Source organism: Butyrivibrio sp. ob235 (assembly GCF_900109475.1).
GTDB lineage: Bacteria > Bacillota > Clostridia > Lachnospirales > Lachnospiraceae > Butyrivibrio.
In genome coordinates this window covers 339,340-362,290 of the sequence record NZ_FOBE01000002.1, presented here as the reverse complement: position 1 = coordinate 362,290, position 22,951 = coordinate 339,340, and the positions used below count along the sequence as shown (strand labels likewise).

Annotated in this window: 18 protein-coding genes; 3 read left to right on the top strand and 15 right to left on the bottom strand. The window is 40.7% G+C overall.

What is annotated here, in order from left to right; translation table 11 throughout:
- The first annotated feature begins 61 nt into the window (after positions 1-61).
- Positions 62-2,218, top strand: coding sequence for an ATP-dependent helicase (locus tag BMW61_RS04020; RefSeq protein ID WP_091819937.1), 2,157 nt, complete (start codon positions 62-64; stop codon positions 2,216-2,218).
- A 74-nt stretch (positions 2,219-2,292) separates the two neighbouring features.
- On the opposite strand, the gene BMW61_RS04015 is transcribed toward BMW61_RS04020, so the two are convergent.
- The 4 genes from BMW61_RS04015 to BMW61_RS04000 all read right to left on the bottom strand — a co-directional run bounded on the left by BMW61_RS04015 (position 2,293) and on the right by BMW61_RS04000 (position 7,216).
- The gene (locus BMW61_RS04015) at positions 2,293-2,688 is read right to left on the bottom strand and encodes a response regulator (protein WP_091819936.1); all 396 of its coding nucleotides are present in this window, start codon (positions 2,686-2,688) and stop codon (positions 2,293-2,295) included.
- A gap of 137 nt (positions 2,689-2,825) precedes the next feature.
- On the bottom strand, positions 2,826-4,319 hold the full coding sequence (locus BMW61_RS04010; RefSeq protein WP_044959937.1) for an alanine/glycine:cation symporter family protein: 1,494 nt from the start codon (positions 4,317-4,319) through the stop codon (positions 2,826-2,828).
- Positions 4,320-4,435: 116 nt separating this feature from the next.
- Positions 4,436-5,677 carry a DNA polymerase Y family protein gene (locus tag BMW61_RS04005; protein ID WP_091819934.1) on the bottom strand — a complete coding sequence of 414 codons (1,242 nt, stop codon included), beginning with the start codon at positions 5,675-5,677 and terminating at the stop codon, positions 4,436-4,438.
- Positions 5,678-5,704: 27 nt separating this feature from the next.
- The gene (locus BMW61_RS04000; protein ID WP_091819933.1) at positions 5,705-7,216 is read right to left on the bottom strand and encodes a leucine-rich repeat protein; all 1,512 of its coding nucleotides are present in this window, start codon (positions 7,214-7,216) and stop codon (positions 5,705-5,707) included.
- Positions 7,217-7,322: 106 nt separating this feature from the next.
- Between BMW61_RS04000 and BMW61_RS03995 the strand changes: the two genes are divergently transcribed.
- On the top strand, positions 7,323-8,681 hold the full coding sequence (locus BMW61_RS03995) for a hypothetical protein (protein WP_091819932.1): 1,359 nt from the start codon (positions 7,323-7,325) through the stop codon (positions 8,679-8,681).
- Between the two features lie 88 nt (positions 8,682-8,769).
- Here BMW61_RS03995 and BMW61_RS03990 read toward each other — a convergent pair whose 3' ends face one another.
- From BMW61_RS03990 to BMW61_RS03960, 7 genes are all read right to left on the bottom strand, one after another.
- Entirely contained in the window at positions 8,770-9,816 is a 1,047-nt protein-coding gene (locus BMW61_RS03990) for a M42 family metallopeptidase (RefSeq protein WP_026671353.1), read from the bottom strand.
- A gap of 28 nt (positions 9,817-9,844) precedes the next feature.
- The gene (locus BMW61_RS03985) at positions 9,845-11,353 is read right to left on the bottom strand and encodes an Ig-like domain-containing protein (protein ID WP_175475093.1); all 1,509 of its coding nucleotides are present in this window, start codon (positions 11,351-11,353) and stop codon (positions 9,845-9,847) included.
- A gap of 17 nt (positions 11,354-11,370) precedes the next feature.
- Complete coding sequence (locus BMW61_RS03980) at positions 11,371-12,537, bottom strand: leucine-rich repeat protein (RefSeq protein ID WP_091819929.1); 1,167 nt, start codon at positions 12,535-12,537, stop codon at positions 11,371-11,373.
- 63 nt (positions 12,538-12,600) lie between these two features.
- Positions 12,601-13,680: a pre-peptidase C-terminal domain-containing protein gene (locus tag BMW61_RS03975; RefSeq protein WP_091819927.1), complete on the bottom strand. Its 1,080-nt coding sequence runs from the start codon at positions 13,678-13,680 to the stop codon at positions 12,601-12,603.
- 172 nt (positions 13,681-13,852) lie between these two features.
- Complete coding sequence (locus BMW61_RS03970; protein WP_091819925.1) at positions 13,853-14,995, bottom strand: hypothetical protein; 1,143 nt, start codon at positions 14,993-14,995, stop codon at positions 13,853-13,855.
- Between the two features lie 28 nt (positions 14,996-15,023).
- On the bottom strand, positions 15,024-16,079 hold the full coding sequence (locus tag BMW61_RS03965) for a fibronectin type III domain-containing protein (RefSeq protein WP_091819923.1): 1,056 nt from the start codon (positions 16,077-16,079) through the stop codon (positions 15,024-15,026).
- Positions 16,080-16,302: 223 nt separating this feature from the next.
- Positions 16,303-17,166, bottom strand: a complete 864-nt coding sequence (locus tag BMW61_RS03960; RefSeq protein WP_091819921.1) for a hypothetical protein — start codon at positions 17,164-17,166, stop codon at positions 16,303-16,305.
- Between the two features lie 205 nt (positions 17,167-17,371).
- Here BMW61_RS03960 and BMW61_RS03955 point away from each other — a divergent pair, with 205 nt between their 5' ends.
- The gene (locus tag BMW61_RS03955) at positions 17,372-17,791 is read left to right on the top strand and encodes a helix-turn-helix domain-containing protein (protein WP_175475092.1); all 420 of its coding nucleotides are present in this window, start codon (positions 17,372-17,374) and stop codon (positions 17,789-17,791) included.
- 474 nt (positions 17,792-18,265) lie between these two features.
- Here BMW61_RS03955 and BMW61_RS03950 read toward each other — a convergent pair whose 3' ends face one another.
- From BMW61_RS03950 to BMW61_RS03935, 4 genes are all read right to left on the bottom strand, one after another.
- A complete protein-coding gene (locus BMW61_RS03950; protein WP_242876606.1) occupies positions 18,266-19,630 on the bottom strand; it encodes an MATE family efflux transporter in 1,365 nt (454 codons plus the stop codon).
- A gap of 126 nt (positions 19,631-19,756) precedes the next feature.
- The gene (locus BMW61_RS03945; protein WP_022762478.1) at positions 19,757-20,272 is read right to left on the bottom strand and encodes a hypothetical protein; all 516 of its coding nucleotides are present in this window, start codon (positions 20,270-20,272) and stop codon (positions 19,757-19,759) included.
- A gap of 32 nt (positions 20,273-20,304) precedes the next feature.
- Entirely contained in the window at positions 20,305-21,027 is a 723-nt protein-coding gene (locus tag BMW61_RS03940; protein WP_022762479.1) for a hypothetical protein, read from the bottom strand.
- A 136-nt stretch (positions 21,028-21,163) separates the two neighbouring features.
- A complete protein-coding gene (locus tag BMW61_RS03935; RefSeq protein WP_022762480.1) occupies positions 21,164-22,828 on the bottom strand; it encodes a sensor domain-containing phosphodiesterase in 1,665 nt (554 codons plus the stop codon).
- Positions 22,829-22,951: the final 123 nt, after the last annotated feature.

Here is a 22,951-nt window from a genome sequence, read left to right as displayed (position 1 = left end):
ACGGAATTAGTTTCAAATTAAGCACTTTTTGCTACATAAATCTTATCAAAAGGGAACCAGCATGACAGATATTCTTGAGAATTTAAATAAAGCGCAGAAGGAAGCGGTCACCACGACGGAAGGGTACGTCCGCGTCATCGCCGGCGCGGGAAGCGGCAAGACGAGAGCCTTGTCGCACCGCTTTGCATACCTTGTAAACGGACTTGGTATTATGCCGGGTCATATTCTTTGCGTGACTTTTACCAATAAATCCGCGAACGAAATGCGGCAGCGCATCCACAATCTCACAGGTGATAACGACACCGGATACATCAACACTTTTCATGGATTCTGCGTATCTGTGCTTCAGGAGGATTCGCACGCGGTCTCCTATCCCAAGAGTTTTCTTGTGCTGGATAATTCCGACATCGACGAGATGCTGAAGATCATCTACGAGGAGCGCGGGCTTTCGCTTCGCGACATGACTTTCAGCGCCGCCAGAGACATGTTTGAGATTCGCAAGATTTTCAAGGAACCCGAGTACTACCTCGATATGATCACCATGTCACTGGATACTCTTAAGGAAAAATACGACAAGGCCACTGAGGTATCCGACATCCTCTTCTACGGCTACCTTTACCAGGAGAAGAAATGCTTCGGGCTTGATTACAACGATCTTATCAAGTTCTCTCTCTACATCTTTTCACAGAACGAAGACATCAAGCTCAAGTGGCAAAAAAGGCTCGAGTACATAATGATCGATGAGTTTCAGGATATCGACAGCCTCCAGTACGAGCTGATGGAGGTGCTTTCGGGCTACCATAAGAATCTTTTCATCGTGGGCGATCCCGACCAGACCATCTACACCTGGCGCGGCGCCAATGTGAAATACCTGCTGGATTTCGATAAGAATTTCCCTGATGTCACGACCATCATGATGAATGACAATTACAGGTCCACGCCCCAGATCCTTTCAGCCGTTAACTCTCTTATTGATAAAAACACGCAGCGAATCAAGAAGGATCTATGTTCCACGCTTCCCGCCGGTGAGAGTGTTCTTTGCCATTTTGCACCGAATACCGCGGACGAAGCCGACTGGATCACAGGCGAGATTCTGACTCTTAAGGGGATGGGCATCCCTTATAAGGATATGACTGTCCTGTACCGAGCTCACTATGTAACCCGCACTATTGAGGAGGGACTACTTCGTGAGAAGATTCCCTACACAATTTATTCAGGTGTCCAATTTTTTGGACGCATGGAGATCAAGGACGCACTATGTTATCTTCGCATGATTGTATACCGCGATGATATTTCCTTCAGGCGAATTGCGAATGTTCCCAAGAGGAATCTTGGGAAAAAGAGGATGCGTTTTCTTGAGGAATATGCCAATGCAAATAACTGCAGCCTTTACAAAGCGCTGGGTGATAATTTGGACAATGAAATAATGCGCGGAACGAAAGCAGCTTCATTCCTTAATCTTATAGAAAAATGGAGTGACTGCTACGAGGGCCTTCCGGCCTCTGAGGTTCTCGCTAAAATTCTGAACGAGAGCGGCTACGAAGAGATGCTGCGAACCGAGGGTGCCCAGGAGCGACTTGATAATCTCGCGGAATTAAAGCAGTCAGTATTTGAATATGAGACCACCTGCGGAGAGGAAGTCGGACTCGAGGACTACCTTAAACATGTCGCACTTTTCACCAATGCCGATTCAGATGCCGGAAAAGAGGACAAGGTAAAACTTATGACAGTTCACGCCGCAAAAGGCTTAGAGTTCCCTTATGTATTTTTGTGCGGAATGAATGAGGGAATTTTCCCTTCAAGAAAAATCCGTACCCTTGAGGGTATGGAAGAAGAAAGACGTCTCGCCTTCGTTGCCATGACTAGAGCTCAGAAAAGGCTATTCATATCGGAAGCAGGCGGAATGAATTTCGAGGGACTGCCACGATACCCTTCGAGATTTATTCTTGATATAGACAGCAGCCTTCTCGAGTTCACAGAGAAGCCCGACGAAGGCATGATAAAGGCTGTCCGAAAATTTATCGACAATGATTCCAGACATTTAAAAGGTGCTGAAAAGCTGAACCTCTTAGAGCCGGGTCAGCGTGTTAAGCATGCAATCCTCGGCGACGGAACAATACTTGAACTCAACACAGCTGATGGATGCTATCTGATTCAGTTTGATGAGATGGAGACACCGAGGCAGATATCATTTAAGGTAAAGCTGACCACAGTTTAATAAAATACATGTGCCGCCAGACGCACAATAAAACAGCCCGGTGGCGTATACCACCGGGCGTCTTGTTCTCATAATTATTGCATGCCGTTCTGCTTCATGGCATCAAGTCTGTCCATGCAAGCTCTGATAGTCTGGAGCAGAGTCTCCGATTTGATCGGCTTTCTAATAAATTCAAGAGCTCCGTGCTTGTAGACTTCAAGCTCGGTCTCTTCCTGCTCATTGGCAGTCATAAAGATAGCAAAAATATTTCTTCCGAAGCGCTCATGCATTTTATCCATCATCTCGAAGCCGTTCATCTTCGGCATCATGTAGTCGGAAAGAACGATATCGGGATGATACTGCTCGTATTCCTCAATAGCTTCCTCTCCGGAAATAGCAGTTATTGTCTTGAACTCTTTGGAAAGAATCTTCTCGAGCATCATCAGAATCATGTCATCATCATCAACAATCAGTATAGTCTTATCAGCCATTTGTCATCTCCCTCATAAAGATAAATCTTAATTGAAACGGATAAAACAATCATTATTTAATAACTAAATGTTCATACAAACATTGTAACTGATTGTGTAGACAATTTCCATATTATTCTGTGAATTTTTTAGACATATCAAATAGCGATTTCTTCCTCGTGTACCTTCTGAATCTCTTCAATAGCGGAAAGCATAGGTTTTACGTCTTTTCCCTTAATTTTTCTATCCACATAGTTCTGTGTAATCTTCATAACGGTGCCGCTAAGTGTAACTACACCGATAAGGTTAGGGATAGCCATCATTCCGTTGAAGGTGTCGGACAGATCCCATGCAAGTGAGAGATCCATAGTAGAACCTACAAGGATGAAAAATACGAACAGGCACTGATATAGCTTGACCGCCTTTGTTCCGAACAGGTACTCAAAGCCCTTGCTGCCGTACTGGCTCCAGCCGAGAACTGTGGAAAACGCAAAGAACAGAATCGCAATTGCGATAAATGCCGATCCGAATTTTCCGAAGATAGTTGAAAAAGCCTCAGCTACAAGAGCTGTTGAAACCTGGTCTGAGATAACCTCTCCTGTATCGAGATTAACAAGTCCGCTGGATAAAACCGCAAAAGCTGTAAGTGTGCAGACAACGATTGTATCGGCAAATACTTCAAATATTCCCCACATTCCCTGAACAACGGGCTCTCTTACGTTGGAGCTTGAGTGAACCATAACCGAAGAACCAAGACCTGCCTCGTTGGAGAATACTCCTCTTTTCATACCCCACTGCATAGCGTAGGCGATTCCGCTTCCCACGATTCCCCCGCCGACAGCTCTCATTCCGAATGCACCCTTGATGATGGATGTGAAAACAGCACCGGCCTGATCAATGTTCATAACAACAACTACGATTGCTCCGATGAGATAGATGACTGCCATGAAAGGAACAAGTCTCTCGGTAACGGAAGCAATTCTCTTAAGTCCTCCGACGATAACAAGTCCTGCGACCACCATCAGGATCACGCCTGTAACAACGTTAGGTACTCCGAACGCTGAATTCATGTTTACGGAAATGGAGTTGATCTGGCTCATATTACCGATTCCGAAGGATGCAATAACGCAGAACACACTGAACATAACCGCAAGGAAAGCGCCTATAAAAGCACAGCCCTTCTTGGATCCGAGTCCGTCCTTAAGGTAGTACATTGCTCCGCCGCACCACTCATCTCTCTCATTTCTTCTTCGATAGTAGATACCGAGTACATTTTCGGAGAAGTTGGTCATCATTCCGAAAAATGCGACAATCCACATCCAGAAGATAGCTCCGGGACCACCTGAAACTATTGCGGCAGCAACACCTGCAATATTACCGGTTCCGATTGTAGCAGCCAGCGCGGTACAAAGACTCTGGAACTGTGATATCTGCATGTCATCCTTATCGGTATGAGCTGTGACATGCTTATCTTTGAAAATACCGCCGATGGTATTTTTCACCCAGTGTTTAAAATGCGAAATCTGGAATACTCTTGTAAGTACAGTCATAAGAATACCGGTACCAACAAGAAGAATCAGCATGGGAAGTCCCCATACAAAACCATTTACCGCACCGTTGATGTTTTCAATGTTTGTTAGCAAATTCTCCATTAAAAAATCCTCTCCTACATCATTTTGAAAAAGGCGCTTCGGTTTTCACTCCGAAACGCCTTTGTTTACATTGGATAGTATATCACAGTAAAGTGCTAAAGTAAAATCTTTTTTATTTAATTTCCCTTTTTTATCGCGCCATCGCCAAACTTACCCTTTATTAGGCGTTCCATCTCCTCAAGTTTTTCACGCTTCTCTTCGCGCTGTTTTTCCTCCCTGATCTCCTGCTTGCCTGTTGTCATCCAGTCAAAGAGATTACCCTGGCGGTACTCACCGTTGTCAAGATTATCAACACCGACTCCGACTAGCCTTATTCCGATATCATAATTGAAAAGTCCGTCCTCACCGGTTAGGAGTTTTCCCAGAAGAATCATCGCATTTTCATAGATGACATCTGCATTGTCCGTTGATTCCGACAGCTTCATCTGTCTGGAAAAGCGCTTAAAGTCTGAAGTCTTAACCTGTGCTGTGACAGTTCCTCCGAATACTCCGTCCTTTTTAAGTCTGCCGGAGACTTTTTCCGAGAGCCGCCTTACAACAGGCGGCATGTCATTGTCATAGGTCGCTGAGGTTATGTCATTAGCCATGGTGGTCTCGTTGGAGTAACTCTTGGCATCCTCGTGCTCCGAATGAACGACGTCGGAGCCAAGGCCGTTTGCCGCATTATGAATGTATTCGCCAAACTTATCACCAAGCTGAGATTTTAAAAGCATCTCATCCATGGTTGCTGCATCGCCGATAGTCCTTATTCCTATTGACCTCAGCTTCTCGGCGCTCTTTTTACCACAGCCATAGAGATCGCCGATGTCGAGCGGCCACATTTTTTCTTTTACTTCGTGAGGATATAATGTGTGGGTTCTGTCCGGCTTTGTAAAATCGCTCGCCATTTTCGCAAGAAGCTTATTCGTGGATATTCCCACATTAACCGTAAAGCCAAGCTCGGTGCGTATTTCATCCCTGATCCAGCCCGCAAGGGCAACAGGAGACTCACAGTTTAGATCCGTCACATCGAGATAAGCCTCATCTATGGAGACCTGTTCCAAAAGATCTGAGTAAGACCTCAGAATGCCTATGAAGGCACGGGAATACTCTCTGTAGGTCTGAAAGTCACCCTTTACCACAACGAGATTCGGACATTTCTGCAGCGCACTGGTGATAGGCTCAGCCGTGTTTATCCCATACTTTTTAGCAGGAATAGACTTGGCTGTGACTATGCCGTGCCTAGTCTTTATGTCGCCTCCCACAACCGATGGAATAGTCCGAAGGTCAACCGCATCCGGGTTTTCCTTAAGCTGCTTGACCGCAGACCAGGACAGGAAGGCTGAATTTACATCAATATGAAAAATTGTTCTATTCACAGCGCCTTAATTATTCTGGATTGCTCTTTAATTTGCTTTCTTATATTTCAGTTTTCCGTTCTTAGCTCCGCCAAACTTGTTGAGCTTTGACATTACAGTCTGTGCCTTCTTTTTAGACCGAGCATAGATTGTGAACTTCGCTTTTTTCTTAATCTTCTTGAAGCAATTCTTACCGATTGTTTTCAAGTTTCTGGAATCAATCACTACATTGCCTAGCTTCTTACATTTATAAAAAGCTTTTGCACTGATTTTCTCAATTGTAGAAGGAAGAATCACTGTTTTAATAGTGCTGTTTCCGCCAAATGCATTCTTCCCGATTGATGTAACATAGTAGGAAGCCATGTTCTCATCACATGCGTAATCAGGAATCACTACCACTTCATCACCGGTTTCAATTCCAATAACTTCAACCTTTGCATATTCTACTGCGCTATAGGTAACTCTGTACTTTATGCCGTTATAGGCGAATGTCTCACCCTCCGCCTTACGTGTAGGAGGCACCATGATGAGTGAGTTGGCAGGTGCCTGACTTAATCTTTCATAGAATACCGAACCAAATCTGCCATTTGTGAATTCACACATCTTGTTGGGAAGATCTCCGGCTTCACTTTCTGCAGGTGTATAGATAGTTGAAAGATTTGAACAACCATTAAACATGTTGCGATTATAATATAATTTAAGTCCATGCAAATTGACTGTTTTTAATGAACTACAGTCTTTAAAGGTATCTAAAGCGTTGCAATTTCCACCTTCAAGAGGACTAAGATCAATATATTTCAGATTTGTACAACCCTCAAACATGTGATCAAAGCCATAACCTGTAATCATGGAATGTCCCTTGATTGAAGTTCCGGCAAAAGGACTAAAATCAACTGTTTCCAAGCTACTGCATCCATAAAACATATTTGAAAATCCGAATATCGACTTGGCATTAACACGGGACAGACTGACATTTTTCAGAGCTGAGCACCCCTTAAACATAGATTCAAAATCAGTAACTCTTGATGTATCTAATTTAGATAAGTCTATTGTCTCAAGGCTCTCGCATCCTTCAAACATATACTTAACGGTATCGAAGCACTCATTATCCCAGTTTCCACCCTTTACGGTTTTTAAGCTGACACAATTTTGGAACATCCCATATGCACTATCAAGTTCTGACCAATCAACACCTGTCATGTCCACGGATTCGAGACGACTGCAGTAAGAAAAGAGTCCCGGACCTCCAAGAAATCTATAACCAATATTTGATATCTTGCATCCCTTTTCAAATTTTACATTTTTTATGTATGTATTTTTGGAAAAAGTTTCTTTATATATGTATGTTTCTCTCATTCTGCCTTCGTACATAGCCTTGGCAGGAACAGTAACATTTGCACTTTTTCCATGGTACTCATCGAGGATAAGCTTTCCATCTGAATCCAGATAATGACTGTATTCATCCAGGGGATCGCCCGATGCCTTCGAATCAAAACCAAACAACAACATTCCGGACAGCAGCAAAACAACTGCCATCAGCATTCCTTTCACTTTCTTCATAACTTTTCACCCTCCGTTTTGTGAACTATAATTTAACATTTATTCTATCATAAAAGGTGCTAGAATTATTGCATAAAACTATTTTCAGAATCTATAGGAGGGGGACATGAAATTGAGTTATTTAAGGCTTATATTTATCTGTTTTTCTGTTATTTTTTCATTGCTTTTTTTATCTACAGTCAATATGATTTCTTACGCTGCTGGCAGTTCAAAAACTTTCACGAAACATTATGACACTTATAAGGACTGGTGGATCTACGACGGAAAAATTCCCGATATTGTAAGTAAGGATTTTAAGCCCGACAGCAAAACTCAAAAGCTGCTAGATGAAGCTGAGAAAAAGGGAATTGTAGATTTTGCTCCTGAAGATACTAGTGGGTATGAGGGAAAAGGTGAAGTCTATTATAAGGTAGTAGCCCAAACTCCTTCCTTCACCTTGTTCTTTGTGGGTGAGACCTGCAGGATGCTTCTGAAAACCGAGGATTCAAGCTATGTATACATTGATGTACCGGCTGTTTCTCTTCGCGGAATTTTCCCTGAATGCACTGAATACGATCTTGACAGCGATGGCGATCCCGAGCTTGTCATCAAGCCTCAAATTCTGCATGGCACAGGTTACTATGAAGAATTTGTTCTCATAGCGGATATAGATAAAAAGTCCAAATGTACAGTGTACTTTTTAAATCCGGAAGACTATCTGTCGGAAGTTGCTGAGCATGTTGAAGCCAAGGAGTCAAATGGCAATGTGTCACTTTACGTCGATGGAATAAAAGAAGGCACTGAAGTCGCTTCATCGGATCTAAGGGATGACTTTGAGCCCGGTCTTTATCTTGAAAATATCATATATTTCAGAGTCTATGACGGAATAATATGGATAGGCATAAATCCTATGTTTGACGCAGCCAGCCTGAACAGTCCTGACGTGATGGTCTGGTATCCCGTAACCTATGAAGGAGATGGCGATTATACCGGCGGCGAAATTGTATGCAGGCCTTTCGGCTACGATGTATATCAGAAAGTTACTGAATCCTTCACAGAAGACGATATGTACACTATCTGGGATAATCCGATTTTTCAAAAACCGCTTCTTTTAACCGCAGATAAAAAGGACAGTATCGACAAAAGCAAGACCTACGAAATACAAGTTTCTGCCTGCAAAGTCTCCATGATGAAAAACGGAAAGTTCACAGAACTTGGAACAATTGAAAGTGCCGACAAAAATCCCGTCTCAATGTCACCCGACGGAATCGTGGCAAAGGGCAAGCACTTTTTATATGTATACGAAGCCACTCCGGATTGCCGCGAGCTTGTAATCAAGGATGGAGTTGAGGACAACACAATCAGCAATTTCAGCAATCACAAAGGATATATTCGAATCCGCAACGGAAAGGCCGAGAACATTACCAAGAACGAATATGAGGCGATTTATAAGACTTATGAAAATGCAGTTCCGATAGAGTTCTAGAACAAGAGCCCCTCAATTTAGGAGTTCTCAAAAAAAATGGTGATCACTTTTAAGGAGTGGTCACCATTTTCACATAGTTCAGTTTTCATCAGAGCGCGTACTGAATAAGGAGTCTAAGCACATTCTCTGCTCCGTCTCTGTGGCTTCTCTCATAGCCGTGGGAAGCATACACGCCTGCACCGATAAGTCCGTGCTTGAGGTCACTCCCTGCACAGAGAGTTGCTTCTACATCACTTCCGTAATGAGGATAAATATCGATTGCATAGTCAGCGCCGCTATCTTTTGCAGCCTTCACAAGCCCCTGAACAACGGGATAGCTGTAAGGGCCACCGCTGTCCTTTGCGCAGATGGAAACCTGCTTTTCAGTACAGGTAAGTCCATCACCTACGCAGCCCATATCTACTGAGATAGCCTCAGTGCAGCCTTCTGGCACATTGCCACATCCGCCGTGTCCAACTTCCTCAAACACAGTTATATGAGCATAAAGTGCTCTCTTGGGAGTTATCTTCTTTTCCTTGATATACTTGGCAAGACCAAGCAAAATTCCGACGCTGAGTTTATCATCAAGGAATCTTGATTTGATATATCCGGTTTTTGTCACTCTGACATTTGGCTCAAAGCAGACGATGTCACCCACTGAGATGCCAAGCTTTTCCGTATCCTTTCTGTCCTTAACGTCCTCATCAAGCACAACCTCGCAGTTTTCCCAGGTTCTCTTGGTGTCGTTATACTCCCCGTTTACGTGAATGGATGCATTGTTGAGCTGGAAGGTACCCTCGTATATTCCGTCAAACTTTGTGATTACGCGCACATTCTCGGTCTCAGCATTATTGGGATTCATGCCTCCGAGATTCGTGAGCTGAAGTCTTCCGTTATCCTTTATGGTTGCCACCATTCCCCCAAGAGTATCTGTATGAGCCTCAAGCAAAAGGCCGTCCTTCTTGTCTTTTCCTGTGAGGTCAACGATCACACCGCCTTTATTTGTGATGGTCGCCTTAAAGCCAAGCTTTTTGAATTCCTTCTGAACCCACGCTGCGGCTTCTTCCGTATAACCTGTGGGAGAATCGATGTTCAGAAGCTTTGTGGTCTCATCGACTATAAAGTCTGTGTATTTTGTTAGTGATACTTTTTTCATGTTTGTCTCCATTCTTAAGTATTATGTATTACTTGGTCTTCACTTTCTTTTTTGCCGACCATTTTGAGTAAATTATATCACCGGTTTCAGTTGAATATGTCCTCACTCTAACGTAATACGTCTTTTTTGATTTAAGTTTTTTTATTGTCACTGATTGCTTACCAGCCTTTACTTTCTTAGTCTTGGCATTTTTAAAATTCTTGTTAGTGGAATATTGTATCTCATATCCCAATATCTTAGATACTCGGCTCCATTTTACAGTAAAGCCTTTCTTTTTACCTTTTATTTCATTTATTTGAGGTTTAGAAGATGGTTTAAACACCTCCGGGCGATCTTCCACAACAAAGACCTCGCAGGTATCCTTAAACTGCTTATCCTCTGTACTTACAGTTATCACTGTATCACCCACTTTATGAGCTGTCACTATACCATTTTGGTCCACACTTGCAATATCCGGATCCAAAGACTTCCATTCCACATTCTTATTATCAGCATCGGATGGTACTATGTTCACGATAAGCTGTTCTGATTTACCAACCTTAAGCTCCAGCTCTTTCTTTGATAGCTTTAATTCACTTACTTTAATAAAAGGTAAAACAGTAACCTTACACGAAGCTTCCGCAGTACCATCTACAGTTTTAGCCGTAATAATAGCCGTACCCGCGGTGTTTGCATAAACCGTCCCCCTATAAACCTCAGCAACCTCTTCATTACTGCTTATCCACTCTACTTCAGTACTTGTTGCATTAGCAGGATATACTTGCGCAGTTATCTCTTCGTGCGCGCCTTCCTTTAAAGTCATTGCTGTTTTATTGATTGTTATTGCAGTCGTAGGCGTTATCTGTCCATCCCATAATGTGAAAACAGGATAATTATAGTCGATGGATGAAGTCTGTGCATGGGCTCTTCCGGCATTTACATAAGCCTCAGTATCACCACCACTCTTATAATAAACCTTGAGATTACCATCACCATAAAATGTATATGTATACCACGTTGTGTTTATTCCTTTAAGGTAAAGCTTCTCAAGGTGCCCTGAAGGACTTCCGATTGCAGTAGATGCAAAAGCAGTACAACAAATATCTGTAACCGTCTCAGGTACATAAAATGCAGGTGCCGTTTTCCCACAAGGATAATTATATAAAATACTCATATTCTTTGAATAAAGTACCCCATTGACAGCGCATAATTCATTATTATCCGAACTGACAGTAATTGCCTTTAATCTATAGCAATATGAGAATATATAGTCAAACATTCCGAAGGCCTTGACACCGGAAGGAATATGAACTGAAGTAACCGTAGTTTTCCCCATAAAAAGTTCAGGCTGCAATTTTGTTACCCTATGTCCATCCAAGCTTTCGGGAATTACGATATTACCATTTAGTGTACACTCTGTAATCTTTGCAGTACCATCGGTTTGCACTTCATATGTAAATCCGCCAGATGTTGCAGCGCTTGCATTATCATGAACAAAAGACAATAAAAAAATAACAGCCACTAAAATGATAAAATGCAAAAGTCCTCTTTTTTCCATATTGTCTTTCCTCATATTCAAAATTTAGTCACCAAATCATACTTTGTGCTAGTACATCTGGGATAGTTCTTATAAGCAAAATATTGATTCCGATACTGTGACATATAAGCTGTTGACTTAAGAAAATACTTATATTCAATCCATAGCTGTCCCTGATCATTATTGCGATCCGGGTCATCCCAGGTAACATCAACGTTATACCATTTACCATTGAGCTTAACCATATTCCAGGCATGCCCCTCATAGCCTACACGTCCTGAAACTATTATGCATGGCACCTTTAGATTATCCAGAATTTTCTTATATGTCCTTGCATACCCCAGGCACATAGCTTTATTTTTCAACAAGGCACTTCTGGTTGTATTAGATTCCGAAGGACAACATTCATTGTTTCTTATTTTGTTTCGAGCTTTATGGTCATAAGAAATATTTCTTATCATCCAGTCATGGGTATTTTTTAATTTCTGTATAGTTGTTTTGCCGTTGGATATTTCTTCCTTTTTAGCTTGTTTTATCCTATTCTCTTCTGTCCTAGCATAAGCAACAATAGTGTAAGAAACCGTCGTACCAGCTACTGTTGCTGCAATTTTTGCCTTACCGGCCTTTTTGACTTTAACGGTACCATCATTACCCACTTCCGCAACTTTTGAATTGCTACTCGACCATGTAATATCATCTATATTATTTACTACATCTTGATATACTTTATCACCTTTTAAGCAGTATACTTTCCCCTTTTCAAAACATGGTTCTGGTGATGTTACTACTCTAATTCCATGCTCTTTTGCATACCTATATGCCCCACTGTTCATCGGTGCTGATATTGCTTTTAAATTTTTGCATAGTACTATCGCATTTTCCTCTATCTCTACATCGCCTTTAAAAACAATATACTTAAGGTTCTCACAACCATAAAAGCAACGAGCCTTTACCACCTTCACATTGGACGGAACAATGATTTTTTCCAATGATCTTTCCCAGAAGAACATAAAAATATGTAGTTGGGTAACATCTGACGGTATTTCTACAACTTTTTCTATACCGGTTCCTTTAAAATCGCAGCATGTGTAGCCATCGCTATAATAGTAGCCATAAAATCCTGTTTTCTCGGCGTGTACAGTCACTATATTCATACCAAAAGCAATCATGAACACAATCGCAAATGATAAAATGTGTTTCCTCATATTTCGTCCTCCTAAGCCGAGCAATACAAGATACTAAAATAATAATTCAAAAAATATCATGATCTATTTTTTCTTTATTTTTTTGACTGAGCTATAATCTCCGTAATACTTATATCCGCTTTCTATTTTGTATGCCCTGACTTTCACATAATAAGGCTTATTTTTCTTTAGCTTTTTCAGAACAACTGAGGTTTTCGATGTATTTACTACTTTTGTCTTTCCTGCAGGGAAACTCTTTGAAAGTGAATATACAACTTCGTAGCCTGTTGCTTCTGTAACCTTCTTAATCTTTACAGTTGTCTTTTTTCCATTCCTCTTAACACTCTTTATAGTTGCTCTGGATATTTCTACCGGCTTCTCATTTACTGAAAAGGTATACTTTCCACCCTTATTACCTCTGACAATTTTTATGAAATATGTTCCTGCGGAAAGATTTTTTTCATACGTTCCCTTAAAGTATTCAGTATCCGGGTAATCACTATCATTTCCCAAATAATCTATACTACTCCCATCAGCATCCAGAAGATAGAATTGCACATTATTATAATGTTCCATATTCTTTGTATGATTGATCGTTATCGTAGATGATCTGGGAAGAGTAAATTTGAAGAAATCCTGATTATCAAACCCGCCAAGTTGTCCGGTTATAGTTTCGCCAAGACTGATTGTCGGTGCATTATCCATATACTCAAGTGGTGCTGATTCTGATTCGGTAAATGTCTCTCCTGTACTCTCAAAAACAACATTGTAGGAATAATTTCCCGAAGTATGACTTGTCTTAAGATAATATACACCTTTACTTAGGTATGTATAATCTGTCCCGTATATATACCCTCTGTTACTATCATACGGATCTGACCAAAACGTTCCTGTACTGTTATGTCCATCCGTGTTAATTATTTCAGTGAATGTATATGAACCGGAATAATCTGCTTCCTTTTTATGGGTGAATGTCACTTTACCGGAAGTTGGAAGCTCAAATTTATAAAAATCTGTTGCTCCGGGCGCCAGTGTCCCACTAAAGGTATCGTTAAGCTTTATAGGTGTTGCATTATCCATATTGGTTCCGGCGGCTTTAGCTCCAATTCCAATAATAGTGAAAATAGACAAAGACAAAGTCAACGAAAATAGTATTTTTCTCATTTTCTGAATCCCCCTTTTGATTTTTTTCATACTTTTTTATAGAAAGCAAGCAGCAGACAAAATCGTATGCGATTCTACTCTGCTGCTTGTTTGTCACGATAAGCTTGAGTTCATAGATAATTCTTTCTATCTTGAATTCAATTCCATATCTATTATATAACAGTTTTAATTATTATCCCACTTTAAATGAATACTCTCCCTCGCCATCCAACTCCAGGTAGTATGTTCCTCGCTTTAGGTAATAACTCTTTTTCTTTGTACTCTTAGAAAAATTCTTATCAAAAAAAATAAACTTTACTTTGCCTGTCTTTTTTACAATTCCTCCACCACCTAACGTTCCATCACCAAATTTGAGTGTTTTCCCTTTTTTATCCCAAATATGGAATGAAAAGTCCGCTGTTGGTTCATAATTTGTAAATGTAATCTTTGTTCTTTTTTTCAATTTTATCTTAAAGAAACGTTTCTGTTCTTTTTTCGAGTCACTCGCTATTACACCATTTATCTTCTTTTTAATTGTTATGCTTTTTGCGTTTTTCCTTGATGTATTCTTATCCCATAATTCTTTATCAATTTGTTGTGTAGTATATTTTATTTGCCTCTGCACAACGTTTTTTGTATCATTTTTTGTTTTTACAAAATACTCACCAGGCGCTAAATATAAAACAGAATTAATAAATTCATTTTTACTGCTATCACAAAATGATACTCCGGTCTTATACTCGAAAGACATTTTTGTTGGTTTCGAAATATTTACCGGCCAATATAATTCTCCGGGAGTCATAGTAAGCGAAAAATCCTCTTTATCACCAAGAGCCCTTACTTCACCTGAAACTGCCTCAAAACTTTTGGGTTCAATTGTTATCGTCATAGTTGCATTATTGCCCTTATCTGCTTTAGGCTTGCCAACATAGAGAATTGCCGTTTCTCCTGCTGTAAGAAACTTAGCGTCAATGCTCTTCTTTTCTCCTGGCGTACTATAATTATATGAAGCAAAAGTCTCTGCATTGGCTTCCGGAACATTATATGCCATTGTCGTCAGTTCTGCAGCATCATTCCCTGAACCAGCGGATATTCCTGTAACAGTAACATAAAATTCACTTATCCCCGCACTACTGGCAGACAAATGAATCCACAATGAATCATAGTTAGTAGTATACGTTTTGGATCCACTGCCAGTTACATCAAAAGCCTCTTTTGCTATATCTGTCCCTGATTCAGCAAATGCGGCCAAATTCATACAAAAAAGCAACACTAATGTCAGTAGCAAACCTGTAATATTACAGATCACTTTTTTTGTTTTAACTTTTGCTCTCATAAGTTTGTCCCCTTTCTACATCGAAAAACTACTTTTTTGTCTTAACACTCTTTCTATTGCTCCATTCCGAATACACCTTGTTCCCATCTATCGTTTTGAAACACCTAATTCGGACATAATACTTTTTATTTTTCTTCAGCTTATTTATTTTCGCGCTGCTTTTGGAAGCCTTATATGTTTTTGTTTTAGCTGAAGTAAATTTCCTTGATGTTGAATATTGAACCTGATATCCCTCGACGTCTGAGACCTTATTCCACTTTATTGTAAATGCCTTATTCCCTTTAATAAGCTTGGATATCTTGGGTACTGATATGCTGTCATCTATTTTTTCATCTTCATCCTTAGATGGGACAATATCATAAACAGAAAACGAATACATTACTGGGAACAGTTTCCAGTCAGTATCACTGAACTCGGCTTTTATAGTATATTCACCATTTGCAGTTATTTCGTATACATCAGTTGCATTGCTTGTCGCATCTTTCCATGTCGAGTAATCCTGAATATTAGCAGGTGCAACCGTTTGACTGACCATATGCGTTATTCCGATTTTAGGCATAAATGAAACTGTGTCTGTATACTTTGCTCCTGACGGATCTTTTACCAAATTATGGTTAATCACCTTGGTATTTGGCAAAAAGAATAAAAAAGCCGATGCCGTTTGATATGACTGATTTATATATAAATAATAGGTACCCGGATCTAAGTAGAATCTTGGCTGAATATGCCCATTAGCATAGTATTTATAATCTATATATGGGATTTCATTAGTAAATGACGCGTTTCCATACAGTTTGAGTGTATGACCATGATTAGTACTGGTATAAATACTGTAATTATCATCCAGAATTAACCATCCTCGCTCAGTTATCGTAATGGAATATATATATTCACCACTAAGATCATGATAAATCATTCCCACATCTTTATTTATATTTGTATCTATTTCAGCGGGATTATTGATAACTACATAGTTTACCGGAGTGGCGGAAGCTTTTGCGTTAATTGAAAACATGCATAACATGCATAGACAAGGTAACAGCATGCTTATACACATACCGAGTAACTGATTTTTACTTTTCATGGAACCCCCTCTTCATATCCACAAATGTGGCTCTAGTATATATCAATATAGGCATTTGTTATATACAATAAAAATTATATCAATGGCTATTTAATCAATCAATAACTGTAAGCATAGATTTTTATAAGATTTTCTAAAAATAATATTATAAATAAAAAAACTGCCAAGATTTTTAGCTTTAAATGCGCTACATAAATCATTGGCAGTAAGTTTTCTTAACAATTTAGAATTCAAATCCGGAAACAGATTCCTCAATATAATTCATATTCTCTATTACATATTCACTATTTTGATACTCAAAATTAAATCCCAGGAAAGTACCAAATCGTGGAATAAGAGCGATTTCGCAATAAAGCTCATCACCTTGCGTCGTATCTGAGATTACAGCATACCAGACCGGTCTTACTTCGGTCACAGCATCTTGTTCCCAACAGTTATCTATTACTTCTTCGGGCACTTCAGTAACAGCTTTGTAATTATTCTCCTTAACTGTAAAACCTATAGAAGACTTAACCGGTGCCTCATAATCTATTGTTAGTCCTTTTCCTCCATACTCTCCTGCTGTCAGTGGCAAATCTATTTCCCGATACTCATTTGTCTCATCATTTAAATCAAAAAGCCATATCTCACAAGAAACATATGGATCACTGTATGCATCAAAAGTGACCGTGAAAAGTATTTCTTCCTCATCATCCTTATCCAAATCACCTGTCTGTACATGTGGGAAACCTGTTATATGACAGCTCGGCGTTTCAAGAGAATTGCCATTTCCAAACTCAATCTTGTACTTCGCTTTGTCATTATCCGAATCACTTATTCTGTAAAGCCTGTCCGTCTTTCCATCCCCGTCATAGTCTTTATCAACAAAATCTTCTCGGTAAGAGTATCCCATAGCTTCATCTACATAGCCATCATATCCCCATAGAAAGCTTGGGGAGAGTTCTTCCGAGTCAATATCATCTATCTCGGCTACAGCTGTCGTTGGTGTCTCAGATTCTTCAATAATCGTTTCACCGGCAATTGTGCTCCCACACCCTGATAAACAGATACCTGCTAATAATATCGCTATAATAAATCCATATTTCACTTGTCATACCTCCTTAGCATATCCATGTACCATAATTTTTTATAATTTTTTTCCTACATTCTGAATCATACATATCATCATGTCTTCTTAGCTGCTTGATGTTATTAAAGGCTCATATAATCACATGTGCCTATATTTATATAGACATACATATATGTTTCGCCCTCCAATTTCGAATATACTATCAAAAAGGGAGGCAGACTTAATGGAGAACACCAATAATCAGATTGGCAAAAAACTAAAAGAGTTACGCATTACTCATGGCTATACTCAGGATTATATTGCCTCCAACATTGAAGTTAAGCAGCCGACATATCAGCAGTATGAAAGTGGTAAACGTAGGCCAAGTTCAACTATGCTTTATAGAATTACCAATTTTTATGGCCTTACCACCGATGAACTTCTTAAATTATGCATCCCTCTCGATAATGAAATATATTATGATGCACCTGAAATGACTGCTCGGACTCTAGAAGAAGCTGAGCTTACTTCATATGGTTCTTCAAAACGCCTTGCAAAATTTAGCGCTAATGAAAAGCAGCTTCTCTACTATTTTTCCAAATTGAACAAAGATGCCCAGCGGGATATTATCGCCTATACCAAGTTCAGAGGCTCACAAACATAAGAATATGTTCTATATACTTGCTTTTTCTAATTACGAATCATTATATCATTTGCCTATATTATTATTTTATCTAGTGACAATGTTTAATATTTTTTTAATGAAACATTATAATTACCTAAAAGTATAAACAGCCGCAATCCTTATATGGATCGCGGCTGTCTAAATTTACATACATATTATATTGTGTGGACTTGATCGCTTTGCAAAAAAATTACCAAGATAAAATTTAAAAGATAATTATCTGGGTACTTCTCAAAGTGATATTTACCTTGATTTCAGCAAAATCTTATTATTCTTGGTAAGGTTACTTTACCAGATTACCTTGATATTTTGATTTTCTTCTTTTTCTTGGTAAATATGTAGCTTATTAATACCTTGATATTTAAGAAAATCAATATTTCTGGGTATATTCCGAAAATAACTCACCTTGATTTTAATGAAATCTCCATTTTCATGGTAATAATCAAAAATGAATTACCCTTCCTCAATCTCTGCAATTCTTCTGCCGTAGACTCTCTTAAAGAAGAAGCCCGAAAGAATGAGTGAAGCAATCTCGGCGATGGGGAATGCCCACCATACAGCATTGACGTTGCCTGTCTGAGCGAGGAGCCAGGCGGCGGGGATAAGTACTACAAGCTGACGACCTATTGAAACAGCCAGCGAATAGATACTCTCCGAAAATGCCTGGAATACCGAACCAAGTGCGATGCAGACACCGGCGATGGGGAAGCTCAGGCTGATAACACGAAGCGCCGGTTTTCCGATACTTATCATGTCATAGGAAGCATTGAACAGGCCGAGTAGTCTGTCCGGGATAATCTGGAAGGTTATGGTTCCGATTATCATGATAGTAGCTGCCAATGCAATCGAGAACTTCAGAGCCTCATTGATTCTGTCTTTCCTCTTTGCCCCGAGGTTATAGGCAAGAACAGGAATAAGTCCGTTGTTCAGGCCGAATACCGGCATGAAGAAGAAGCTCTGGAGCTTGAAATATACACCAAACACAGCAGTTGCAGTTGTTGAAAATGCAATAAGTATAAGATTCATGGCATAGGTCATGAGCGAACCTATGGACATCATCAGAATCGAAGGAACACCAACGTAGTAGATTTCCTTAACTATGTCTGCCTTGGGACTGAGAATAAGCGGAATCCTGAGATTTACATCTGGATTAAGCTTAAGGTTACAGTAAAGTCCGATACAAGAACCTACAACCTGTCCGAAAACCGTTGCAAGAGCTGCACCGGCAACTCCCATTTTAGGTGCACCGAACATACCGAAGATCAGGATGGGATCCATGATAATGTTGATAATAGCGCCGGACATCTGCGAATACATACTGAAGAGTGTACGTCCTGTTGACTGAAGCATTCTCTCAAAGGTCATCTGGCAGAATACTCCGATTGAACAGCAGCAGATGATGCTAAGATATGAAACACCGTAGCCTGCAATCACCTCATTATCAGTCTGTGTCATGAGGAACGGCTTTACAGCAAATATTCCGATCATAAAGAATACAAAATAATTTATGAAGGTCAGCATAAGCGTGGTGTTGGCTGCTCTGTCTGCCCTGTCGAAATTTTTCTCACCAAGTGATCTTGATAAAAGGGCATTCATACCTACGCCGGTACCTGCGCCGAGTGCAATCATCAGATTCTGAAGCGGAAATGCCAGGGTCACGGCAGTGAGTGCATTTTCATTGATCTGTGCTACGAAAATACTGTCCACCACGTTGTAGAGCGCCTGCACAAGCATAGACGCCATCATCGGCAGTGACATTGAAACAATAAGCCTTTTAACGGGCAAAACGCCCATCTTATTTTCTTTGGAATTTGACATCGATAACCTCTTTCAACTTGTTTTAATGAAAAAAGAATGCCCAGAGACATTCTTTTAACATGCTTTTCTATACTACTATAAACAAGTCTTGTTCACAACACTTAATGTCCTGTTTTCAATTTATACTCAGTTTCTGCCATTATTGGTACTTGTATTATTGTTTGTACCATTTGTGCCATTTGTACTGTTTGCATCATCTGAGTTCAGATTATTTGGATCGTAGGTGCTTGTGATTCCTGCGGCCTTATTAAAAATAGTGGCCAGCGTCCTTCCGTCATTTATATGAAGCTCATGCCTGTACCAGCCTCCGGATACCTTTATAAAAAGAAATCCGTCACATCTTACGCTGGTTCTCCTCGTGCGTCTTACAGCCTTATCAAGGAAATTGGCAAGATCACTGCCGCTGTAGATATACGCAGCAGGTATGTACCAGCCGTTGTACTTGCGGGTAAAAGTGTACTTGCCGTAGGTTACGGTAGTATTACCTTCCTCGTCAGTCCCGACTGTGATATTCATCTGATTTTCCTTGATAGACGTATTCGACTGCTTTGTAGTCGCTGCCTTCGCCGGTATGGACACCAGCGTGATCGCGAGAACGAAAGCAAACATCAACGCTCCAAGATTTCTAAATAATTTCTTCATAGCACTTACCCCATTAGAACAATCCGTAACAATTATCCTCTTATAACAAACGTCTCCTTTTCCTCTCCTATTATCTTCTTAAGTTTCTCCCTGGCTTCATCTCTCGAATCAGCCTCTACTTCTATTCCGAAAGCGAACATTTTTCTGTTCGCAAATCTCGCATTGTGTTCGTCGAACTTTTCCTGCATCGCCGCAAGTGAGTAGTGCCTTCGAAGCTCGACAATATCCCTGGCAACAAAATCGATGTATTCCTTTTTCTCTTCCTCTGACTGTGAATACTTTTCAATGATTCTCATAGTATCCACAACATTGAGATAATCGCTGGATAAATATTCCTCCAGTCCCTTCCAGTGGAATCCCTCATCCTTAGTCAGATGTGACATCCTGCTGTCGATGTAATCGTCGAAGGATATGCCCTGGTTTTCAAGCCAGTCCATCGCATACATCTTCCAAACATGCTCACGCTTACTGAATACCTCCTGATCGTTAAGAAGCTGCATCTTTCGGAAAAGATCCTCAACAATCGGCACAATATCTTCCGCGGCTGACTTTTTTATATTAAAAGCTCTGCCGGAATATTGCGCTCCGTCCTTCACATTTTCAAGTGAAAGTGCAAAGGAATTCTCATCGATAAGGGACATGTTTACCGCCAGATCGCCTAAGCGGGCAACACAAATACTGCGGTCTTTCAAAGTTGTATCCCGCTGCTTAGTAAATGCATGAATCATGAACTCAGGCTTAATGTAGGTAAACATTATTTACATTTGTATCCACCTTTCACGAGCACTTATACATAGTAATTATAGCTTTTTTTGCCTTTGGAAAAGCGGTTTTTATAAAATGTTTATTTTAATATCAGATGGAGTTTATAATTCCCCGAGGGGAAGGCAGTTATTGATTTGTCTTATATATCGGAAGCTTTTTGAACTCCTCGAAGCTGACCGGTCTGGAATAGTAGTATCCCTGATAGTGGTCCACGGGGTACTTGAAAAGTCTAAGCTCCGTATCAGCGTCGCCTACTCCGGTGGCGCATACGCTCATGTTCATATTTGCGGCAAAACCGGTTATAGCCTCAGCCATGTAGCGGCTAAGCGGACTCTTGCTGATATTTTCGGTTATCTCCGGCGCCAGTTTTATTATGTTGATAGGAAGCCTCGTGGCCAGATCCAGTGTGGAAAAATCTGTCACATCAAGAGCAATCCTTATGCCGCAGGACTTAAGGAAGATTACCTGACTCTTCAGATAATCGAAGTTGATATTGCTGGTAACGTTGGAGAGCTCGATGCACAGCGCTGTTCCGGGATATCTGTTGCCCTTAAGGAGTTCCACAATCGATGTTCGAAACTCACTTCGTTCCAGCTGCACGTACGCAAGATTGATGCTCAGGTAGAACTCAGGATGGTCCTTCAAAATCGCCAGTCCGTCCTTCATCGCTTTATCGAGGATCCATATTCCCAGCTTATAAAAAGTGCTGTCCTGTTCAAGCCACGGCACAAATTCACTAGGTGCCACATCCCCGTAAGGCTGTCTGTTCCAGCGAAGCAGAACCTCCGCTCCCGCGAGCTTACCGTCATTCTTGGCCAGGATCGGCTGATAATTAAGATAGAATCCCTTGCAGTGGTCGATAACGCTCTCTCTCACCGCTCCCACAAGCTCTATTGTGCTCTTGTTGTACTCGAGCTCATTATTATGAAAAATGATAAGATTTCCGTGTTTCTCAGTCTTGGAATGGGCAAGAGCATATTTAGCACTGGTGTAGACAGCATGCACATCTATCCCTGACTCGTCGACAACGATGACCCCACCGCCAAGCTCTGCGGAGACCTTGGTGGTTCCAACCTTCATGTTCTGCCTTACATGCTGGCGCATCTGCTGATAGAGGTTCTTCACCTCCTCCAGTGTCATGTGAACTGTGCAAAGTCCGAGAATTGTTCCGTCACCTCTGTATATATGCGCTTTTTCCCCAGCCTCTTTCTGGAGATAATCAGCCATGGATTTCAGCATTCGGTTTCCAAACATGTAGCCATACAGCCTGTTTATGTCACCAAAATCAATCACGTTCACAAGGAGCAGGATATAATTGACGCCGTCGAATTCCAGGCGGTGCATGTAGTTGAACATCTCGTAATGGTTGGAAAGGCCGGTGATAGGATCGGTATTGTCAACAATACCCTTATTCATAAGGGAACACGCATAAAAAGCGGCTTTTCCCGAATAATCCTTGATAACTACTCCCCTGCACGAACATGCGACATACTCGCCACTCTTGTTCCTGGCACGATATTCAAAGCTTGGATTGACGCGATTGCCCTCGAAGGCGGTGTGAAGATGCTCCCTGTAGGTGGCCCTGTCCTCAGGATGAATATGGGCCTCCCAGACCTGATCTGCTTTGTAGACAAACTCACCCGGCAGGCCGAAGTAATTCACCGCATTTTCGGACCACCTGGCCATGTTGTTTTCGATATCATAGACGTAGACATATCTACTTTTTGAAGTAACCGCAAAGGTTTCGTATATTTTGCTTATGGCATCATAAGCCCCCTGATTAACCAGCATGACTTGCTCCCTCCGACAAAAAGCGTTCCATCCTGCACCTTTCTGAATCAAACGCTGTCATATTCCATATTGTTTTATTTTGAAATAAAAATAAGATGAATCCCCCAAAATTGCATAGTATTT

What these genes read in the sequence shown, in the direction of transcription:
- BMW61_RS04000 (WP_091819933.1), bottom strand. Translation starts at nt 7,216, where the DNA reads ATGAAGAAAGTGAAAGGAATGCTGATGGCAGTTGTTTTGCTGCTGTCC.
- BMW61_RS03970 (WP_091819925.1), bottom strand. Translation starts at nt 14,995, where the DNA reads ATGAGAGCAAAAGTTAAAACAAAAAAAGTGATCTGTAATATTACAGGT.
- BMW61_RS03975 (WP_091819927.1), bottom strand. Translation starts at nt 13,680, where the DNA reads ATGAGAAAAATACTATTTTCGTTGACTTTGTCTTTGTCTATTTTCACT.
- BMW61_RS04020 (WP_091819937.1), top strand. Translation starts at nt 62, where the DNA reads ATGACAGATATTCTTGAGAATTTAAATAAAGCGCAGAAGGAAGCGGTC.
- BMW61_RS03935 (WP_022762480.1), bottom strand. Translation starts at nt 22,828, where the DNA reads ATGCTGGTTAATCAGGGGGCTTATGATGCCATAAGCAAAATATACGAA.
- BMW61_RS03965 (WP_091819923.1), bottom strand. Translation starts at nt 16,079, where the DNA reads ATGAAAAGTAAAAATCAGTTACTCGGTATGTGTATAAGCATGCTGTTA.
- BMW61_RS04010 (WP_044959937.1), bottom strand. Translation starts at nt 4,319, where the DNA reads ATGGAGAATTTGCTAACAAACATTGAAAACATCAACGGTGCGGTAAAT.
- BMW61_RS03995 (WP_091819932.1), top strand. Translation starts at nt 7,323, where the DNA reads ATGAAATTGAGTTATTTAAGGCTTATATTTATCTGTTTTTCTGTTATT.
- BMW61_RS04015 (WP_091819936.1), bottom strand. Translation starts at nt 2,688, where the DNA reads ATGGCTGATAAGACTATACTGATTGTTGATGATGATGACATGATTCTG.
- BMW61_RS03940 (WP_022762479.1), bottom strand. Translation starts at nt 21,027, where the DNA reads ATGTTTACCTACATTAAGCCTGAGTTCATGATTCATGCATTTACTAAG.
- BMW61_RS03950 (WP_242876606.1), bottom strand. Translation starts at nt 19,630, where the DNA reads ATGTCAAATTCCAAAGAAAATAAGATGGGCGTTTTGCCCGTTAAAAGG.
- BMW61_RS03980 (WP_091819929.1), bottom strand. Translation starts at nt 12,537, where the DNA reads ATGAGGAAACACATTTTATCATTTGCGATTGTGTTCATGATTGCTTTT.
- BMW61_RS03945 (WP_022762478.1), bottom strand. Translation starts at nt 20,272, where the DNA reads ATGAAGAAATTATTTAGAAATCTTGGAGCGTTGATGTTTGCTTTCGTT.
- BMW61_RS03955 (WP_175475092.1), top strand. Translation starts at nt 17,372, where the DNA reads ATGGAGAACACCAATAATCAGATTGGCAAAAAACTAAAAGAGTTACGC.
- BMW61_RS03990 (WP_026671353.1), bottom strand. Translation starts at nt 9,816, where the DNA reads ATGAAAAAAGTATCACTAACAAAATACACAGACTTTATAGTCGATGAG.
- BMW61_RS03985 (WP_175475093.1), bottom strand. Translation starts at nt 11,353, where the DNA reads ATGGAAAAAAGAGGACTTTTGCATTTTATCATTTTAGTGGCTGTTATT.